This is a genomic window from Pseudomonas sp. m6p, assembly GCF_055760375.1.
Map to the genome: position 1 here is coordinate 6,404,680 of NZ_CM147084.1, position 14,738 is coordinate 6,419,417.

At 61.2% G+C, this 14,738-nt stretch carries 11 protein-coding genes and 1 pseudogene; 5 read left to right on the forward strand and 7 right to left on the reverse strand.

Features of this window, described 5'->3' with window-relative positions; translation table 11 throughout:
• Positions 1–92 precede the first annotated feature (92 nt).
• Positions 93–527: a thioredoxin TrxC gene (gene trxC, locus ACYZUM_RS29265; RefSeq protein ID WP_108181468.1), complete on the reverse strand. Its 435-nt coding sequence runs from the start codon at positions 525–527 to the stop codon at positions 93–95.
• A 193-nt stretch (positions 528–720) separates the two neighbouring features.
• Here trxC and ACYZUM_RS29270 point away from each other — a divergent pair, with 193 nt between their 5' ends.
• Both ACYZUM_RS29270 and ACYZUM_RS29275 read left to right on the forward strand, forming a co-directional pair.
• Positions 721–1,017: a type II toxin-antitoxin system HigB family toxin gene (locus ACYZUM_RS29270; RefSeq protein ID WP_047290919.1), complete on the forward strand. Its 297-nt coding sequence runs from the start codon at positions 721–723 to the stop codon at positions 1,015–1,017.
• Positions 1,014–1,415 (forward strand): helix-turn-helix domain-containing protein, encoded by a 402-nt coding sequence (locus ACYZUM_RS29275; protein WP_108181469.1) that lies wholly within the window; start codon positions 1,014–1,016, stop codon positions 1,413–1,415. Before ACYZUM_RS29270 ends, ACYZUM_RS29275 begins: the two co-directional genes overlap by 4 nt.
• Positions 1,416–1,421: 6 nt before the next feature.
• On the opposite strand, the gene selO is transcribed toward ACYZUM_RS29275, so the two are convergent.
• The 5 genes and pseudogenes from selO to ACYZUM_RS29300 all read right to left on the reverse strand — a co-directional run.
• Positions 1,422–2,885 (reverse strand): protein adenylyltransferase SelO, encoded by a 1,464-nt coding sequence (gene selO, locus ACYZUM_RS29280; RefSeq protein WP_041074126.1) that lies wholly within the window; start codon positions 2,883–2,885, stop codon positions 1,422–1,424.
• A 48-nt stretch (positions 2,886–2,933) separates the two neighbouring features.
• Positions 2,934–6,287 carry a mechanosensitive channel MscK gene (gene mscK, locus ACYZUM_RS29285; RefSeq protein WP_108181470.1) on the reverse strand — a complete coding sequence of 1,118 codons (3,354 nt, stop codon included), beginning with the start codon at positions 6,285–6,287 and terminating at the stop codon, positions 2,934–2,936.
• A 34-nt stretch (positions 6,288–6,321) separates the two neighbouring features.
• Complete coding sequence (locus ACYZUM_RS29290) at positions 6,322–8,064, reverse strand: potassium/proton antiporter (RefSeq protein ID WP_041074130.1); 1,743 nt, start codon at positions 8,062–8,064, stop codon at positions 6,322–6,324.
• Positions 8,065–8,366: 302 nt separating this feature from the next.
• Positions 8,367–9,239 carry a methyl-accepting chemotaxis protein gene (locus tag ACYZUM_RS29295; protein WP_371851408.1) on the reverse strand — a complete coding sequence of 291 codons (873 nt, stop codon included), beginning with the start codon at positions 9,237–9,239 and terminating at the stop codon, positions 8,367–8,369.
• A gap of 30 nt (positions 9,240–9,269) precedes the next feature.
• A pseudogene (locus ACYZUM_RS29300) lies at positions 9,270–10,022 on the reverse strand (MCP four helix bundle domain-containing protein); the annotation flags it as partial.
• Between the two features lie 248 nt (positions 10,023–10,270).
• On the opposite strand from ACYZUM_RS29300, the gene ACYZUM_RS29305 reads away from it, so the two are divergent.
• From ACYZUM_RS29305 to ACYZUM_RS29315, 3 genes are all read left to right on the forward strand, one after another.
• Positions 10,271–10,501, forward strand: coding sequence for a hypothetical protein (locus ACYZUM_RS29305; RefSeq protein ID WP_007967306.1), 231 nt, complete (start codon positions 10,271–10,273; stop codon positions 10,499–10,501).
• Entirely contained in the window at positions 10,498–10,800 is a 303-nt protein-coding gene (locus ACYZUM_RS29310) for a cell division protein ZapA (protein ID WP_007967308.1), read from the forward strand. The genes ACYZUM_RS29305 and ACYZUM_RS29310 overlap by 4 nt, the downstream gene beginning before the upstream one ends.
• A gap of 99 nt (positions 10,801–10,899) precedes the next feature.
• Positions 10,900–12,837, forward strand: a complete 1,938-nt coding sequence (locus tag ACYZUM_RS29315) for a methyl-accepting chemotaxis protein (RefSeq protein WP_108181472.1) — start codon at positions 10,900–10,902, stop codon at positions 12,835–12,837.
• A gap of 91 nt (positions 12,838–12,928) precedes the next feature.
• Here ACYZUM_RS29315 and ACYZUM_RS29320 read toward each other — a convergent pair whose 3' ends face one another.
• Positions 12,929–14,731: an acyl-CoA dehydrogenase gene (locus ACYZUM_RS29320; RefSeq protein WP_108181473.1), complete on the reverse strand. Its 1,803-nt coding sequence runs from the start codon at positions 14,729–14,731 to the stop codon at positions 12,929–12,931.
• Positions 14,732–14,738 lie beyond the last annotated feature (7 nt).

Consider the following 14,738-nt stretch of genomic DNA (forward strand, 5'->3'; position numbering starts at 1 on the left):
GCTCGCGAAGCGGCCAGCACGTTCAACATCTCTGTTGACTGAACGGGCGCCTTCGCGAGCGGGCTCGCTCCCACATGGGGTCCTGTGGAGGGTCAGATGCCCTGGCTACGCAGCCACGCCAGCAACTGCGGCAACGGAAACGCCCCGCTCTGACGCGCCACTTCCCGGCCGTTCTTGAACAGAATCAAACTCGGAATCGAACGAATCCCCAACTGCGCCGACAACTGCTGATTGGCTTCGCTGTCGAGCTTGGCCAACCGGCACTTGCCCGCCAACTGCGCCGCCGCCTGCTCGAATACCGGCGCGAACGATTTGCACGGCCCGCACCAGTCCGCCCACACATCCACTAACAACGGCAGATCACCCTTGATCTGGCTGGCGTAGTCACCTTGCTTGAGTTCGAACGGCTTGCTCAGTAGCACCTCGGACTTGCAGCGCCCGCATTTTGGCTGGTCGGCGAGACGTTCGGCGGGGATGCGGTTGAGGCCGTTGCAGGCGGGGCAGGGGATCAGCAATGGGGTGGTCATGAACGAGGTCCAGTGAAGGGCGATAAACCCTAGTTGGAGACGTTTGCTCATATTTTCAATCATGCGGATTTCAATGTTGGATCTAGGCTGAGTCGTACCGAGGCAGACCGTTGGTCTGCCTGGATGTATCGCAAGTTGAGATAATTTTGTTTTGTGATTAACTCCCCATAGCAGAATGCGATAAGGATGTTGCATGCATGTGTTCAGTGAAAAACCCATTCGAGAGGCCAAGGAGCAGTGGCCACAGGCAGCAAGTGCGCTAGCGCAATGGTTTCGTCTGGCAAGCAGGAGTTATCCAAAGGACTTCGCGGCAATGAAGTCGATATTTCCTGCCACTGACAAGGTGGGTGATCTCCACGTTTTCGACATTGGTGGCAACAAACTGAGGCTAATTGCTTTTGTCAGTTATCGGTCACAAAGGCTCTACATCAAGCATGTGCTCGACCACCGCGAATACGATCGGGGCAAATGGAAGGAGGGAAAGGTATGAGTAGTTTGATCAAGACAGTTGCCGAGCACTGGGAGTTTGTCTCTCCGTTGCTGCGCAAACCGAAAAATGAAGAGGATTACGACGCCTTGGTTCAGGCCGTTGACGAGATCCTTGAGATAACCGGTGATGATGGCTCGCACCCACTCGCGAGTCTGGTGGACATCATCAGTGACTGGATTGGGGAGTGGGATCGCACACACCATCCGATGGCCGAGGCGAGCGGCGAAGAGGTCCTCGGCTACCTGATGCGCGAACATGGACTGACTCAGAGCGACCTGCCGGGTGTGGGTACTCAATCCGTTGTTTCGGAAATTCTGAACGGCAAGCGCAAGTTGAACTTGCGGCAAGTTCGCTGGCTGGCCGACTACTTCAAGGTGCCTGTAGACGTATTCATCTAGGCTGCCTCAAGACGAACAACTGATCTCCAGATGCTTGCCCCACTCCGGCGGCCGTTCGGCATAACCTTCCATTCCCGGCTGTTCGTCGAACGGTTTGCTCAACACCGCATGCAGCCGGCGCACCTCGGAGTAGTCGCCTTGTTCGGCGGCATCGATGGCCTTTTGCGCCAGGTAGTTGCGCAGGATGTACAGCGGATTGACCGCGTGCATCCGCGTACGGCGTTGTGCCTGATCGCTGTCACCATCGCGGGCAACCCGCGCCACGTAACGCTCGCCCCAGGCGTCGAAGCCTTTGATGTCGACGAAGTCATCGCGCAATTGGGCGACAGCCTGTTCTGCTGAATCTTCGCCGAGGCGGCGGAAAAACAAGGTGTAGTCGACGCCGCTGTTCTGCATCAGTTGCAGCAGGTCTTCGAGCAGTTTCTGGTCGTCATCTTCGGCGCTGGTGAAGCCGAGGCGGCGGCGCATCAGGTCGAGGTAGTGCGCCTGGAACAGCGGCAGGTACAGGCCGAGGGTTTCGCGCAGGGCCTCGACGCTGATGAACGGCGTCAGCGCCTGGGCCAGGGCGCTGAGGTTCCACTGGCCGATCGGCACTTGATTGCTGAACGAGTAGCGACCCTGATCATCGGAATGGTTGCAGATGAAGTGGGCGTCGAAATCGTCGAGGAAGGCGAACGGGCCGAAGTCGAAGGTGATGCCGAGGATCGACATGTTGTCGGTGTTCATCACCCCGTGGCAGAAGCCGTAGGCCTGCCACTTGGCGATCAGTTCGGCATTGCGCTCGACAATTTCGCGGAACATCGCCAGATATGGCTCCGGCTGCTCCAGGCATTCGGGATAGTGCATCGCCAATACATGCTCGCCGAGCTGCTTCTGCTGCTCGGGACGCTTGGTGTAATAGAAATATTCGAAGTGGCCGAAGCGGATGTGGCTCGGCGCCAGACGCAGCACCATCGCCGCGCGTTCCTGTTTTTCGCGCCACACCGGGGTGTCGGAGCCAATCACGCAGGCTGCACGTGAAGACGGAATGTTCAGCGCGTGCAGCGCTTCGGAAGCGAGAAATTCACGGATCGATGAACGCAGCACCGCCCGGCCATCGCCCATGCGCGAAAACGGCGTCTGCCCGGCGCCCTTCAGATGCAGATCCCAATGTTCGCCGGCCTGGTTATACACCTCGCCGAGCAACAGCCCGCGACCATCGCCCAGTTGTGGCGTGTAGCCGCCAAACTGGTGCCCGGAATAGACCATCGCCCGTGGCTCGGCATCGGCCCACAACTTGTGGCCGCCGAACAGTTCGGCGAATTCCTGAGTGTCGGCCGTCGTCGGGTCGAGATCGAGCAAGGCCAGGGCCGCAGGACTGGCGACGACCAGACGCGGGTTGTCGATCGGCTCGGGCAGCACATGGGCGGAGAACGCGTCGCCGAGGCGGGCGAAGCGATTGTCGAAGGTCAGTTCGTCGAGGGCTTTCAAGGGCCGGCTCCAGCAGAATGTCCGAGCATTCTGCTGGGATCAGACCGGTTAGTCGAGTTTGGCCGGCGGCGGCTCTTGCAGCGGCTTTTGCTCCGCGCCGATCGGGACGATGGTTTTGTTCTCGTCTTCGATGGGTACCAGCTTGTATTCCTGACCATGAAGGTTTTTCAGGTACACCTCCATCTGGCGGAACGAGATGTTGATGTGCTGCTTCTTGAATTCGCGGTTGATGAAGCGGTTCACTTCATCGATCACCGGGTTGCGGTCACCGAGGTCACGCACGTGCATGCGCAGTTCGTGATCGAGGGTGCTTTCGCCGAAGTTGAGGAAGTACACATGCGGCTCGGGTTCCTTGAGGACGCGCGGGTTTTCCCGGGCGGCCTTGAGCAGCAGTTCCTTGACCAGATCCAGGTCGGAGCCGTAATCCACACCGAGTTTCAGTGTGACGCGGGTAATGGTGTCGGTCAGCGACCAGTTGATCAGTTGCCCGGTAATGAACGTCTTGTTCGGGACAATGATGTCCTTGCGGTCGAAATCGGTGATGGTGGTGGCGCGGATGCGGATCTTGCTCACGGTGCCCGACAGGTTGCCGATGGTGATGGTGTCACCGATCCGCACCGGGCGTTCGAACAGGATCATGATGCCGGAGATGAAGTTGGCGAAGATCTCCTGCATACCGAAACCGAGGCCGACCGACAGCGCCGCCACCAGCCACTGCAACTTGTCCCAGCTGACGCCGAGGGTCGACAGCGTGGAAACGAAACCGACGCCGGCGATCACGTAGGACAGCAGCGTCGTGGTCGCATAGGCGCTGCCCTGCGCCAGATTGAGTTTCGACAGCACGAACACTTCGAGCAGACCCGGCAGGTTGCGCGCCAGGGCGAAGGTGATGCCGATGATGATCAGCGCGCCGAGCATGTCGCCGATGCTGATCGGCACCATGCTCATGTTGGCGCCGGTGCCGCTGGTGTATTCGTAAAGGGTGATGTTGTCGAGATACGAGAACACCGAGATCAGGTCAGCCCAGACCCAGTACAGCGCGGCGATGAAGCCACCGAGCAGCGCCAGACGGATCAGGCGCAGGGACTGTTCGTTGACCTTCTCGATGTCCAGGGTCGGCTCTTCGATCACCGCTTCGCCGTCGCCGGCCTCCTTGGCCGCCTGACGTTTGGCCAGGGCGCGCTGATAGGCCAGGCGGCGTGCAGCGACCGCCAGACCGCGCACGAACGTGGCTTCGATCACCAGCCAGAACATCAGCAGGTACAGGGTGTTGATCAACCGGTCGCTGAGTTTCAGCGCGGTGTAGTAGTAGCCGAAGCACACCGCGACGAACAGGGCGATTGGCAACAGAGTGAACATCACGCCCACGGCCTTGCGGAACAGCGAGGTGTTTTCGTGGGCCGGGCTGCTGATCAACAGGCGGCTGAGCAGCCACGCCATCAGCGCGTAGCAGGTCAGCACCACCGGCATGCCGATGACGTCGTCGGCCAGCGCCGCCGGTTGCAGCTCGGCCACCGCCACCACGGTCACCAGCGCCATCACCACCAGCCCGAGGCGGCGGATCCAGCCCTGCAGGAACTCGACCTGCGGCTTGTCCCAGCGGAAATGCAACTCGGCCACACCGCCTGGCGAGAGAATTCGGTAAGCGGTGTAGAACACCAGCCACGCCTGACCCATTTGCAGCAGCGCCGCGCCCATGTTGGCGTTCTGCCCGCGGGCGTCGATCTGCAGGGCCAGCCCGCACAGCGCCAGGCCAAGGGCCACCGGCATCGCCAGCAGAATGTTGATCAGGATCGCCTGCGGGGTATGCCACTGGCTGTCACGCTTGAAGTGACCGATGTCCTGGTGAACCTTGTTCAGCCGCGCATACAGCGCCTTGCGCCGCCACAGCAGAGCGCCGATCAGCAGGGCCAGCGGCAGAAACAGCAGCGGACGCTGGGTCAGACCGTCGGTCAGCTCGCTCAGGCTCGAGGCCAGCGGCAGGGTGTCGATCTGCCGCTTGAGCCGCTCCGGCACACCGCGTAGCCATTCCGTGTCCAGTGGCTTGTTGCTGGGGATCCAGAACATCTGCTCGTCGAGGGTCGCACGCAGGCTCTGCGCGGTGCTCAGCAGTTGTTTCTGGTTGAGTTGCAGGGTGATCGATTCGTTGAGCACCGCGCTCAACTCGCGGTTCAGACGCTCCAGCAGGTCGGCGCGGGTGTTGGCCAGTTCCATCAGGCTCTTGCGCAGTTGCGGGGTGACTTGTTCCGGTGGCTGGGTGGAAAGCAGGTTGTCGACGTAGGTCGCCGGGTTGCTCAGCAGTTCGCGCTGCTGACTGACTTCGAACTGATACAGGCGAATGTCGGCGATCTGGTCCGCCAGATCGCGGTCGACCTTGAGCCGCGGCAACGCCTGCTTCTGCTTATAGAGAATCTTCGACAGCAGCAGGCTTCCCTTGAGCACGTTGATCTGCTCGTCGAGGGCGGAGTCGCTCTGGGTCAGGCTGTCGAGTTGCTGTTTGGTCTGCAGGTTCTGTTGGGTGACTTCGTTGAGGCGGTCGGTGCTTTTGAGCAAGTAGTCAGAGAGCTTGAGGTTGGCGGCGCTTTCAGTGGCGAGCAGGCTGCTGCCGCCGGCCTTCTGTGCCTCGATCGACTGTTGGGTGACGGTTTCCTGCGACTGTGCCAGGCGCTTTTGGTTGATCAGCGTCTGCAGTTCCTGGATCTCGCGATCGAGTCGGTCGGACTTTTCCGTGAGCAGGTCGTGCTGGCTGTTGCCCAGATCCTGCAACTGGCTGTTGCCGGCCAGTTCCTGGCGGCGCAGCGGGATCAGTGCGTTCAACGCGGCGAGCTCGGCGTTCAATTGATCGCGTTGTTCGGCACTGACGGTCTTGCCGCTGTCCTTGCCGGACTTGAGGATGTTGTTGATCTGCTGGATGCGCGTCTGGCTGGCAGAGATTTCTGCCTGCGCACGCTCTGGGCGAGTCTGGGCGGTGATGATCAGGCTGTTGGCATCGGCCAGGGCTTTTTGCAGGTCACTTTGCTGGGTCGAGCGATCGGTGAGGATCTGCTCCAGCTGCTGGATCGACTCTTTGCTGAAACGCTGCGCCACCGGCACCACTGCCGTGGCCTTGAGGCGCGTGAGTTCACGGGTGTTCTCGATGGTCTGCCGCGGGGCGGAGGCCAGTTGCTGCTTGAGGTCGATCAGCTTCTGCTCGTAATCACGCCGGCTGTTGAGCTGGTTGAGCGTGGTTTGCAGGACCGTTTGCAGGGTCTTTTTGTCGGCATCCGGCAGTTTGCTGTCGGCCAGTTTGTCCAGGCTGGCCTGCACGGCTTCGCTGGACGGCGGTTCAGCGGCATACAGCGGGCCGACGGAAAGACTCAGGCCCAGCAGGGCCGCGAAAAAGAAAGAGCGCAGGGTAGGCATAGAGACCGGTCAAGCAAGTGAGAGTGGACGCAGTTTAGAGGAAGAGACCGGGACCCGGGCGACTTCCTTCCGGGAATCTGACGCCCACTTTGCCGATCTTGTTCCCGTCCATGACCGCGACCGTCCAGTGGGTGTTGTTCCACTCCACCTGGTCGCCAACGATCGGCGCACCGCCAACTTTTTGGGCAATGAACGCGCCCAGGGTCATGTCCGGATCAATGCCCTCGGCCGGCAACCCGTACAGCGCCGCAACCGCTTTAAGCTGGGCGTCTCCTTCGAGGACGAAGTCACCGAAGAAGCGCAGGTCGAGGCCGCGTTGCGGCGCCTGGCTGAACAGTTTGCCGAGGGCCGGAAGGTTATGTTCATGGCCGATAACACACAGCAAATCATCGACTTCCAGCACCGTACTACCCGACGGATGGAGCAGTTGCTGGCCACGAAACAGCGCGGCGATACGTGTCCCTTCGGGCATTTTCAGCTCACGCAGCGGTGAACCAATGCACCATTTCTCGGCGCCGAGCTTGTAAACGAACAGTTCCCACTCGCTGGTGATGTGCACTTCCAGCGCCGATCGCGAGATCGGCGCCGGCTCCGGCGGCACTGTCACCTTGAGCAGTCTGGCGACCCACGGCAGGCTCGTGCCCTGCACCAGCAGCGACACCAGCACGATGAAGAACGCGAGGTTGAAGTACAGCTGCGCATTCGGCAGCCCGGCCATCAACGGGAACACTGCGAGAATGATCGGTACCGCGCCGCGCAGACCGACCCAGGAAATAAACGCTTTCTCGCGACCATGGAACGCCTTGAACGGCAGCAGTCCGACGATCACCGACAGCGGCCGGGCGAACAGAATCATCCACAGCGCCAGACCGAGGGCGGGCAGGGCGATCGGCAGCAAATCATGCGGAGTGACCAGCAGCCCCAGCACGAGGAACATGCCGATCTGCGCCAGCCAGGCCATGCCGTCGAGCATATGCAGGATGCCGTGACGGCTGCGCACCGGGCGGTTGCCGATCACCAGACCGCACAGGTACACCGCGAGGAAGCCGCTGCCGTGCAGGGCGTTGGTCAGGGCGAACACCACCAGACCGCCGGCGATCACCAGAATCGGGTACAGGCCGGTGGCGAGGTTGATCCGGTTAACCAGTTGCAGCATCAGCCAGCCACCGCCGAGGCCGATCACGCCGCCGATGCCGAATTCGCGGATCAGGTGCGTCAGCAGGCTCCAGTGCAGGCCGGTCTGGCCGCTGGCGAGCATGTCGATCAGGGTCACGGTGAGGAACACCGCCATCGGGTCGTTGCTGCCGGATTCGATTTCCAGGCTGGCGGTCACCCGTTCGTTGAGGCCCTTGCCGCCGAGCAGCGAGAACACCGCAGCGGCGTCAGTCGAACCGACGATGGCACCGATCAGCAGGCCCTGAATCAGGTTCAGGTCGAACAGCCACGCGGCGGCCATGCCGGTCAGACCGGTGGTAATCAAGACCCCGACCGTCGCCAGTGACAGCGCCGGCCACAAGGCCACGCGGAAACTCGAAACCCGGGTGCGCAAGCCACCGTCGAGGAGGATCACCGCCAGTGCGAGGTTGCCGACCAGATAAGCCGTCGGGTAGTTATCGAAAATGATCCCGCCGCCATCGACCCCGGCGGTCATGCCGACCGCGAGGATGATCACCAGAATGGGGATGCCGAGACGGGAGGACAGTGAGCTGACAAGAATGCTCGCACCTACCAGCAACGCGCCGATCAAGAACAGGCTGTTGATGGTCGTCGCATTCAAAGGCAGTACTCCAGAAGCGTAAAGACGGGCACAAACTGACCATGCAGTCTGCGTGCCAGCGATTCTAACCTGTTGAAATGTGATGCTGTCAAAAAGGTTTTTACGCTGGCATCACATTGAATGTGCACCGAATGAAAACTGTGGTGAGGGGATTTATCCCCGATCGGCTGCGAAGCAGTCGTAAACCGGCTGATGGAGCAAACCTGATCCACCTTGTTAGCCGGGTTTGGGGCGGCTTCGCCACCCATCGGGGATGAATCCCCTCGCCACAATGGAGTGCTCCCGATATGGCGAAGTGGGCCTTACAGGCTGAACCGCCCGACCATATTGTTCAGGTCCAGCGCCAGGCGCGAGAGCTCGTTACTCGCCGCACTGGTCTGATTCGCGCCGGTGGCCGACTGCACCGACAGGTCGCGGATGTTCACCAGGTTGCGATCCACTTCGCGGGCCACTTGCGCCTGCTCCTCGGCGGCGCTGGCGATCACCAGATTGCGCTCGTTGATCTCGACGATCGCGCTGTTGATGGTGTCCAGCGACATCCCGGCGCCACGCGCAATGTTCAGCGTCGATTCGGCACGCTCGGTGCTGTTGCGCATCGAATCCACGGCGTGTTCGGTGCCGCTCTGGATGCTGCCGATCATGCGTTCGATTTCGCTGGTCGACTGTTGGGTGCGATGCGCCAGGGCACGCACCTCATCGGCGACTACGGCGAAACCACGTCCGGCTTCACCGGCACGGGCCGCTTCAATCGCCGCGTTCAGGGCCAGCAGGTTGGTCTGATCCGCCAGACCACGAATCACGTCCAGCACCTTGCCGATGTCACGGGATTCATTCGCCAGATCGCCGATCAGGGTCGCAGTGCTCTGTACATCGGCGCTCATGCGTTCGATGGCGCTGACGGTTTCCTGTACCAGATCACGGCCGTCGCCCGCCGAAGTGGTGGCGTTCTTCGAGGCTTCCGAAGTGCTTACCGCATTGCGCGCGACTTCTTCCACGGCGCTGGTCATCTCGTTGACCGCGGTGGCGGCCTGCTCGATTTCGTTGTTCTGCTGGGTCAGGCCACGGGCGCTTTCGTCGGTGACGCTGTTCAGCTCTTCGGCAGCGGAAGCCAGCTGGGTGGCCGAGCCGGAGATGCGCTGCAAGGTGTCGCGCAGCTTCGATTGCATCTTGGCCATGGCCGCGAGCAGACGCCCGGCTTCGTCGGTGCCGTCGACGTGGATCGGCTGGGTCAGGTTGCCTTCGGCGATGGTTTCCGCCGCGTCCAGCGCTTTGGAAATCGGCTTGGTGATGCTGATGGTCAGCAGCCAGGCGAACAGGAAGGTCAGGCCGGTCGCCACCACCAGCAGGGTGACCACCAGATTGAACGCCGAGGAATACTGGTCGACCGCCTCTTGATTGGTCTGGCTGATCTGCTCGCCGTTGATCTGCATCAGGCGGTTGAGCACGGTGTTCATCGCTTCGGAGTTGTTCAGCAACTCGGTGTTGAGCAGGTTGCGCAGCTCGTCCACCTGATTGTTGCGCGACAGGCTCTTCATCCGGTCTTCGATCTGGCGGTACTGGCCCAGCAACTGCACATATTGATCGTAGGCCGCGCGTTCCTGCGGGCCGCTGATCAACGGCTCATAGGCCGATTGGGCGGCGCGGATCTGCTGGTTGCGGGTGTCCAGCAGTTCCATGGTCTTCTGCTGCACGTCCGGCTCGCGGTTGACCAGCAAGCGATACGACAGCACCCGCAGGCGCAAGGTCAGCTGCGTGAACTCGTCGAGGTTCTTGATACTCGGCACGCTGCTGTTGGTGATGTCCTCGGCAGCGCCGCGGATTTTGCTCATCTGGTTCAGGGCGAACACGCCGAGAATCAGCATCAGGCCGCCGATCAGGGCGAAACCGGTAAACGCCCGGGGGGCGATATTCATATTGCGAAGGGACATGGCGCGGATACCAGAAAGGGCCGCATCCATGCGGGCTGAGACTGCTGTATGGATGACTTATCGGTCATACGACTAAAGTCTTGAGGCACTGTGCGTATTTGTCGCATAGGGGTCTGAGCGACGAAGTGCAGGAACCAGATCGGCAGATCACAGTCTTTTAAACTCGCGAGAACGGTCGGCCGCCAGGAAAATCAAGGCCTTGCGCCGGTATAACCCTGGCATCCGCAGTGACTTTTCTTTATCGTACGCGCCCTTTGAAAAACGCCTGGAAGATCAAAATGTTGGAAGCATCCCTCAGCCAATTGGAACAGCTCGTCAGCGACCTGGTGCAACAGAACCAGACCCTCGCGCAAACCAACCAGACCCTGTCCACGGAACTGGCCCAGGCCAAGGATGAAAACGAAAGCCTGCAACTGAGCCTGATGGAACAGGAAGAGAAGCATGGCGCCACCGCAGCGCGCATCCAGGCCCTGGTTGATCGCGTCAACGCAGGCCCTGTCAGCGCATGAACCACGGCACCGCAGGGGTAAAAGTCATCTCCATTCTCGGGGAGGACTATTCGATCAAGGCACCGGCCGGGGAAGAACAGACCCTGCTGGACGCCGCACTGATGCTCAAGGCCGCACTGGCCGACACCAAACGCAAATACCCGACGCTGATCGGTGACCGCTTGCTGGTGCTGGCAGCGATGAACCTGTGCTCGCAGCAGATCGAAATGAAGAAGCAGCACCAGCAGGAACTCGACCGTTACCAAGAGCAAGTCAGCGCCACGGTCGACACCATCGCCAAGACCATCAATCAGGGCTGATGGGGTTGCGCACAACCAAAGAATAGATTGTCGATCAGGTTGTATACAATCGGCACGGCTGTTGCATTGTTTCGGCCACTTATTCTTTGGGGGTGCTCCATGCAGTTGTGGCGACGCAGTATTCAATGGCAGCTGATTCTCAGCATGGGCACCGCCCTGCTGGTCAGCATCCTGATCGTGGTTGGCATTTATACCCTGGTGGTCAACCGCCTCGCCCAGAGCTATCTGGTCGAACAAGCGCTGCCGTCGAGCATCGAAGCGACGCGCAACGACATCGAACGCATCCTCGTCCAGCCGCTGACCGCCGCCAAAGACATCGCCAGCAACAGCATGGTGCGCGACTGGCTGGCCTCGGGTGAAGACAGCAGCAAAACAGCGGCCTTCGCGCAGTATCTGGAAGGCATCCGCGCCGAACATAAAGCCTTCACTGCGTTGATCATCGGCAGTGACTCCAATCACTACATCACCGAAAAAGGCCTGGATCGCACGCTCAGCCGGACCAAACCAGCCGATGCCTGGTTCTATTCCTTCCTCGACAGCAACCAGCCGCGCACCCTGAACATCGACAACGATGGCGCCACTGGAGAATTGGCGCTGTTCATCGACTTGAAGGTCGAGCAGGCCGGCAAAGTGGTCGGTGTCGCCGGGCTGGGCTTGAGCATGAAAGAGCTGTCGGAGCTGATCCACAACTTCAGCTTTGGCGAACGCGGCAAGGTCTATCTCGTGCGTTCCGACGGTTTGATCCAGGTCCATCCCGAGGCGCAGTTCAGCGGCAAGCGCACCCTCACGGAGCAAATCGGTGCGTCGGCGGCGCAAGCGGTCATGGGTCAAAAAGTCGCCACCAACAGCTCGTTCCAGCGCGATGGCGAAGACTTCCTCGCCTTCAGCCTGCCGCTGCGCGATCTGGGCTGGACGCTGGTGGCCGAAGTGCCGCAAGCGCAGATCTACGCCGAAGCCCGCAAGGCGATGTGGATGAGCGGCGGTATCGGCTTGGCGGTGGCGCTGGTGTGCCTGGCGCTGGTGGTGTGGCTGGCCCAGGGGCTGGTGCGACCGATTCGTCAGGTAACAGCCGCGCTGGTAGCGATCGGTAGCGGCGGTGGAGATTTGACCCATCGGTTAGATTCCAGTCGCGCCGATGAGCTGGGCGATCTGGCCCGAGGCTTCAACCGTTTCCTCGACAGCCAGCGCGGGCTGATCGGCGAAGTGCTGACCACCAGCGAGCGCCTGCGCACAGCCGTCGGCCAAGTGGCGAAAGTGGTGGAAAACACCGCTGAACGCTCCGGACGTCAGCAGGAAATGACCGACATGGTCGCCACCGCGGTGCATGAGATGGGCCTGACCGTGCAGGAAATCGCGCAGAACGCCGGCAACGCCGCTCTCGCCTCGCAAACCGCCCGGGATGAAGCGTTGCAGGCGCGGGAAGTGGTTGGCGGTTCGATTCGTCATATCGAAAGCATGTCCGATGATATTGGCGTGGCGGCGGGCGCGGTGGGTGAGCTGGCGCATCAGGTGGCGTCGATCGATTCGGTGCTGGCAGTGATTCGCGGGGTGTCCGAGCAGACCAATCTGCTGGCGCTCAACGCTGCCATCGAAGCCGCGCGGGCCGGGGACATGGGCCGTGGGTTTGCCGTGGTGGCCGATGAAGTGCGCACCTTGGCGCGCAGGACTCAGGCGTCTACTGACGAGATCCAGCAGATGATCGGCAGCCTCAAGCAAGGCGCGGAGAATGCGGTGTCATCGATGCGTACCGGGCAGGCGGCGACCGGCACCGGGGTTGAGTCGAGCCAGCGTACCGGCGCCTCCCTGACCGCGATTACCGGGCAGGTCGAGCGCATCAGTGACATGAACCATCAAGTGGCAACCGCGACAGAAGAACAGTCGGCGGTGACTGAAGAGATCAACCGCAACGTGCAGGGGATTTCCGATCTGGCCCGGGCCACGGCGGGAGAGGTGCGGGCGTGTCGTGAGGATTGTCAGATGTTGCAGCGGTTGGCGGATGATCTGGCGCGGCAGATGGGTGGGTTCAAGTTGAGCTAAAGGAGCAAGATCAAAAGATCGCAGCCTTCGGCAGCTCCTACATGGGAATGTGGTCCCTGTAGGAGCTGCCGAAGGCTGCGATCTTTTGCTTTTAGAACCACCCATCCTGCATCGCCAGACACGTATCATCCCGCGCCTCCAGCAACGTCAGCTCATGGTGACAGCCCGGCACTTCCCACGTCAGGAAAAAGCGCGCCGCCTGCAGCTTGCCCTGATAGAAGTCAGCATCTGCCGCATTGCCTTTGGCCAGACCTTCCTCGGCGCGGATCGCCTGTTCCAGCCAGCGCCAGCCAATCACCGTGTGCCCGAATACCTTCAAGTACAGCGCCGAATTCGCCAGGCTGCTGTTGACCTTGCCCTGCGCCAGATCGGTCAGCAGGCCGATGGTGACTGTTTGCAGGCGCGCCACCAGTTGCTCCAGTGGCTCACGCAGTGCGGTCAACGATTCATACGCGGTCGCGCGCTCGGCGGTGTTGGCGATCAGGCGGATCAGTTGCTTCAATCCGGCGCCGCCGTTCTGCGCCAGTTTGCGCCCGAGCAAGTCCAGCGACTGGATGCCGTGGGTGCCTTCGTGGATCGGGTTCAGGCGGTTGTCGCGGTAATACTGCTCAACCGGGTATTCGCGGGTGTAACCGTGGCCGCCGAGAATCTGGATCGCCAATTCGTTGGCCTTCAGGCAGAACTCCGACGGCCAGGATTTGACGATCGGCGTCAGCAGATCCAGCAGCTCATGGGCCTGTTTACGCTCGGCTTCGGTCTCCAGCGTCGTGGTGTCATCGAACAGTCGCGCCGCGTACAAACCGAGGTCAAACGCCCCTTCGACGTAGGACTTTTGCGTCAACAGCATGCGTCTGACATCGGCGTGCTGAATGATCGCCACTGGCGCGGTGGTTGGATCCTTGCTGTCCGGCACCCGCCCTTGCGGGCGTTCGCGGGCGTATTCCAGCGAGTACAGGTAACCGGCGTAACCGAGCATCACTGCGCCCATGCCGACGCCGATCCGCGCCTCATTCATCATCTGGAACATGTAGCTCAAACCATGGTGCGGCTTGCCCACCAGATAGCCGACGCACTCGCCATTATCGCCGAAGTTCAGCGCGGTGGAAGTGGTGCCGCGCCAGCCCATCTTGTGGAACAGCCCGGCCAGCAGCACATCGTTGCGCTGGCCGAGGCTGCCGTCAGCATTGACCAGAAACTTCGGCACGATGAACAGCGAAATACCTTTCACGCCTGGCGGCGCGTCGGGCAGTTTGGCCAGCACCATGTGCACGATGTTTTCCGACAGCGGATGATCGCCGCCGGAAATGAAGATCTTGTTGCCCTTCAGGCGATAGGTGCCGTCAGACGCCGGCTCGGCGCGGGTGCGAATATCCGACAGCGACGAGCCGGCGTGCGGTTCGGTCAGGGCCATGGTGCCGAAGAAGCGCCCGTCGATCATCGGTTGCAGGAAGCGCTGTTTCTGCTCGTCGCTGCCGAAGCTTTCGATCAGGTTGGCCGCGCCCATGGTCAGGAACGGGTAGGACGTGGTTGCCGCGTTCGCCGCTTGAAAGTGCGCAAAGCACGCTTGCGACAGCAGCGTCGGCAATTGCATGCCGCCCGCTTCGAAACTGCGCGCGGCATTCAGGAAGCCGGCCTCGAGGAATGCGTCCACCGCCGGTTTCACTTCCGGGATCAGAACCGCCTGACCATTTTCGTAGCGCGGCTCGTTCTCGTCGCCCTTGCGGTTGTGCGGCGCGAAGTATTTCTCGGCGATGCTGCGCGCGGTGCCGATCGCCGCATCGAAGGTTTCACGGTTGTGCTCGGCAAAAAGCTCACGCCGGGTCAGGCCCTCGGCATCGAGGACTTCGTACAGCTCGAAAGCCAGATTGCGGGAACTGAGCAGCGTCTCGGACATGGCGGCC

What these genes read in the sequence shown, in the direction of transcription:
- trxC (WP_108181468.1), bottom strand. Translation starts at nt 527, where the DNA reads ATGACCACCCCATTGCTGATCCCCTGCCCCGCCTGCAACGGCCTCAAC.
- ACYZUM_RS29270 (WP_047290919.1), top strand. Translation starts at nt 721, where the DNA reads ATGCATGTGTTCAGTGAAAAACCCATTCGAGAGGCCAAGGAGCAGTGG.
- ACYZUM_RS29275 (WP_108181469.1), top strand. Translation starts at nt 1,014, where the DNA reads ATGAGTAGTTTGATCAAGACAGTTGCCGAGCACTGGGAGTTTGTCTCT.
- mscK (WP_108181470.1), bottom strand. Translation starts at nt 6,287, where the DNA reads ATGCCTACCCTGCGCTCTTTCTTTTTCGCGGCCCTGCTGGGCCTGAGT.
- ACYZUM_RS29295 (WP_371851408.1), bottom strand. Translation starts at nt 9,239, where the DNA reads ATGGCCAAGATGCAATCGAAGCTGCGCGACACCTTGCAGCGCATCTCC.
- ACYZUM_RS29305 (WP_007967306.1), top strand. Translation starts at nt 10,271, where the DNA reads ATGTTGGAAGCATCCCTCAGCCAATTGGAACAGCTCGTCAGCGACCTG.
- ACYZUM_RS29310 (WP_007967308.1), top strand. Translation starts at nt 10,498, where the DNA reads ATGAACCACGGCACCGCAGGGGTAAAAGTCATCTCCATTCTCGGGGAG.
- ACYZUM_RS29315 (WP_108181472.1), top strand. Translation starts at nt 10,900, where the DNA reads ATGCAGTTGTGGCGACGCAGTATTCAATGGCAGCTGATTCTCAGCATG.
- ACYZUM_RS29320 (WP_108181473.1), bottom strand. Translation starts at nt 14,731, where the DNA reads ATGTCCGAGACGCTGCTCAGTTCCCGCAATCTGGCTTTCGAGCTGTAC.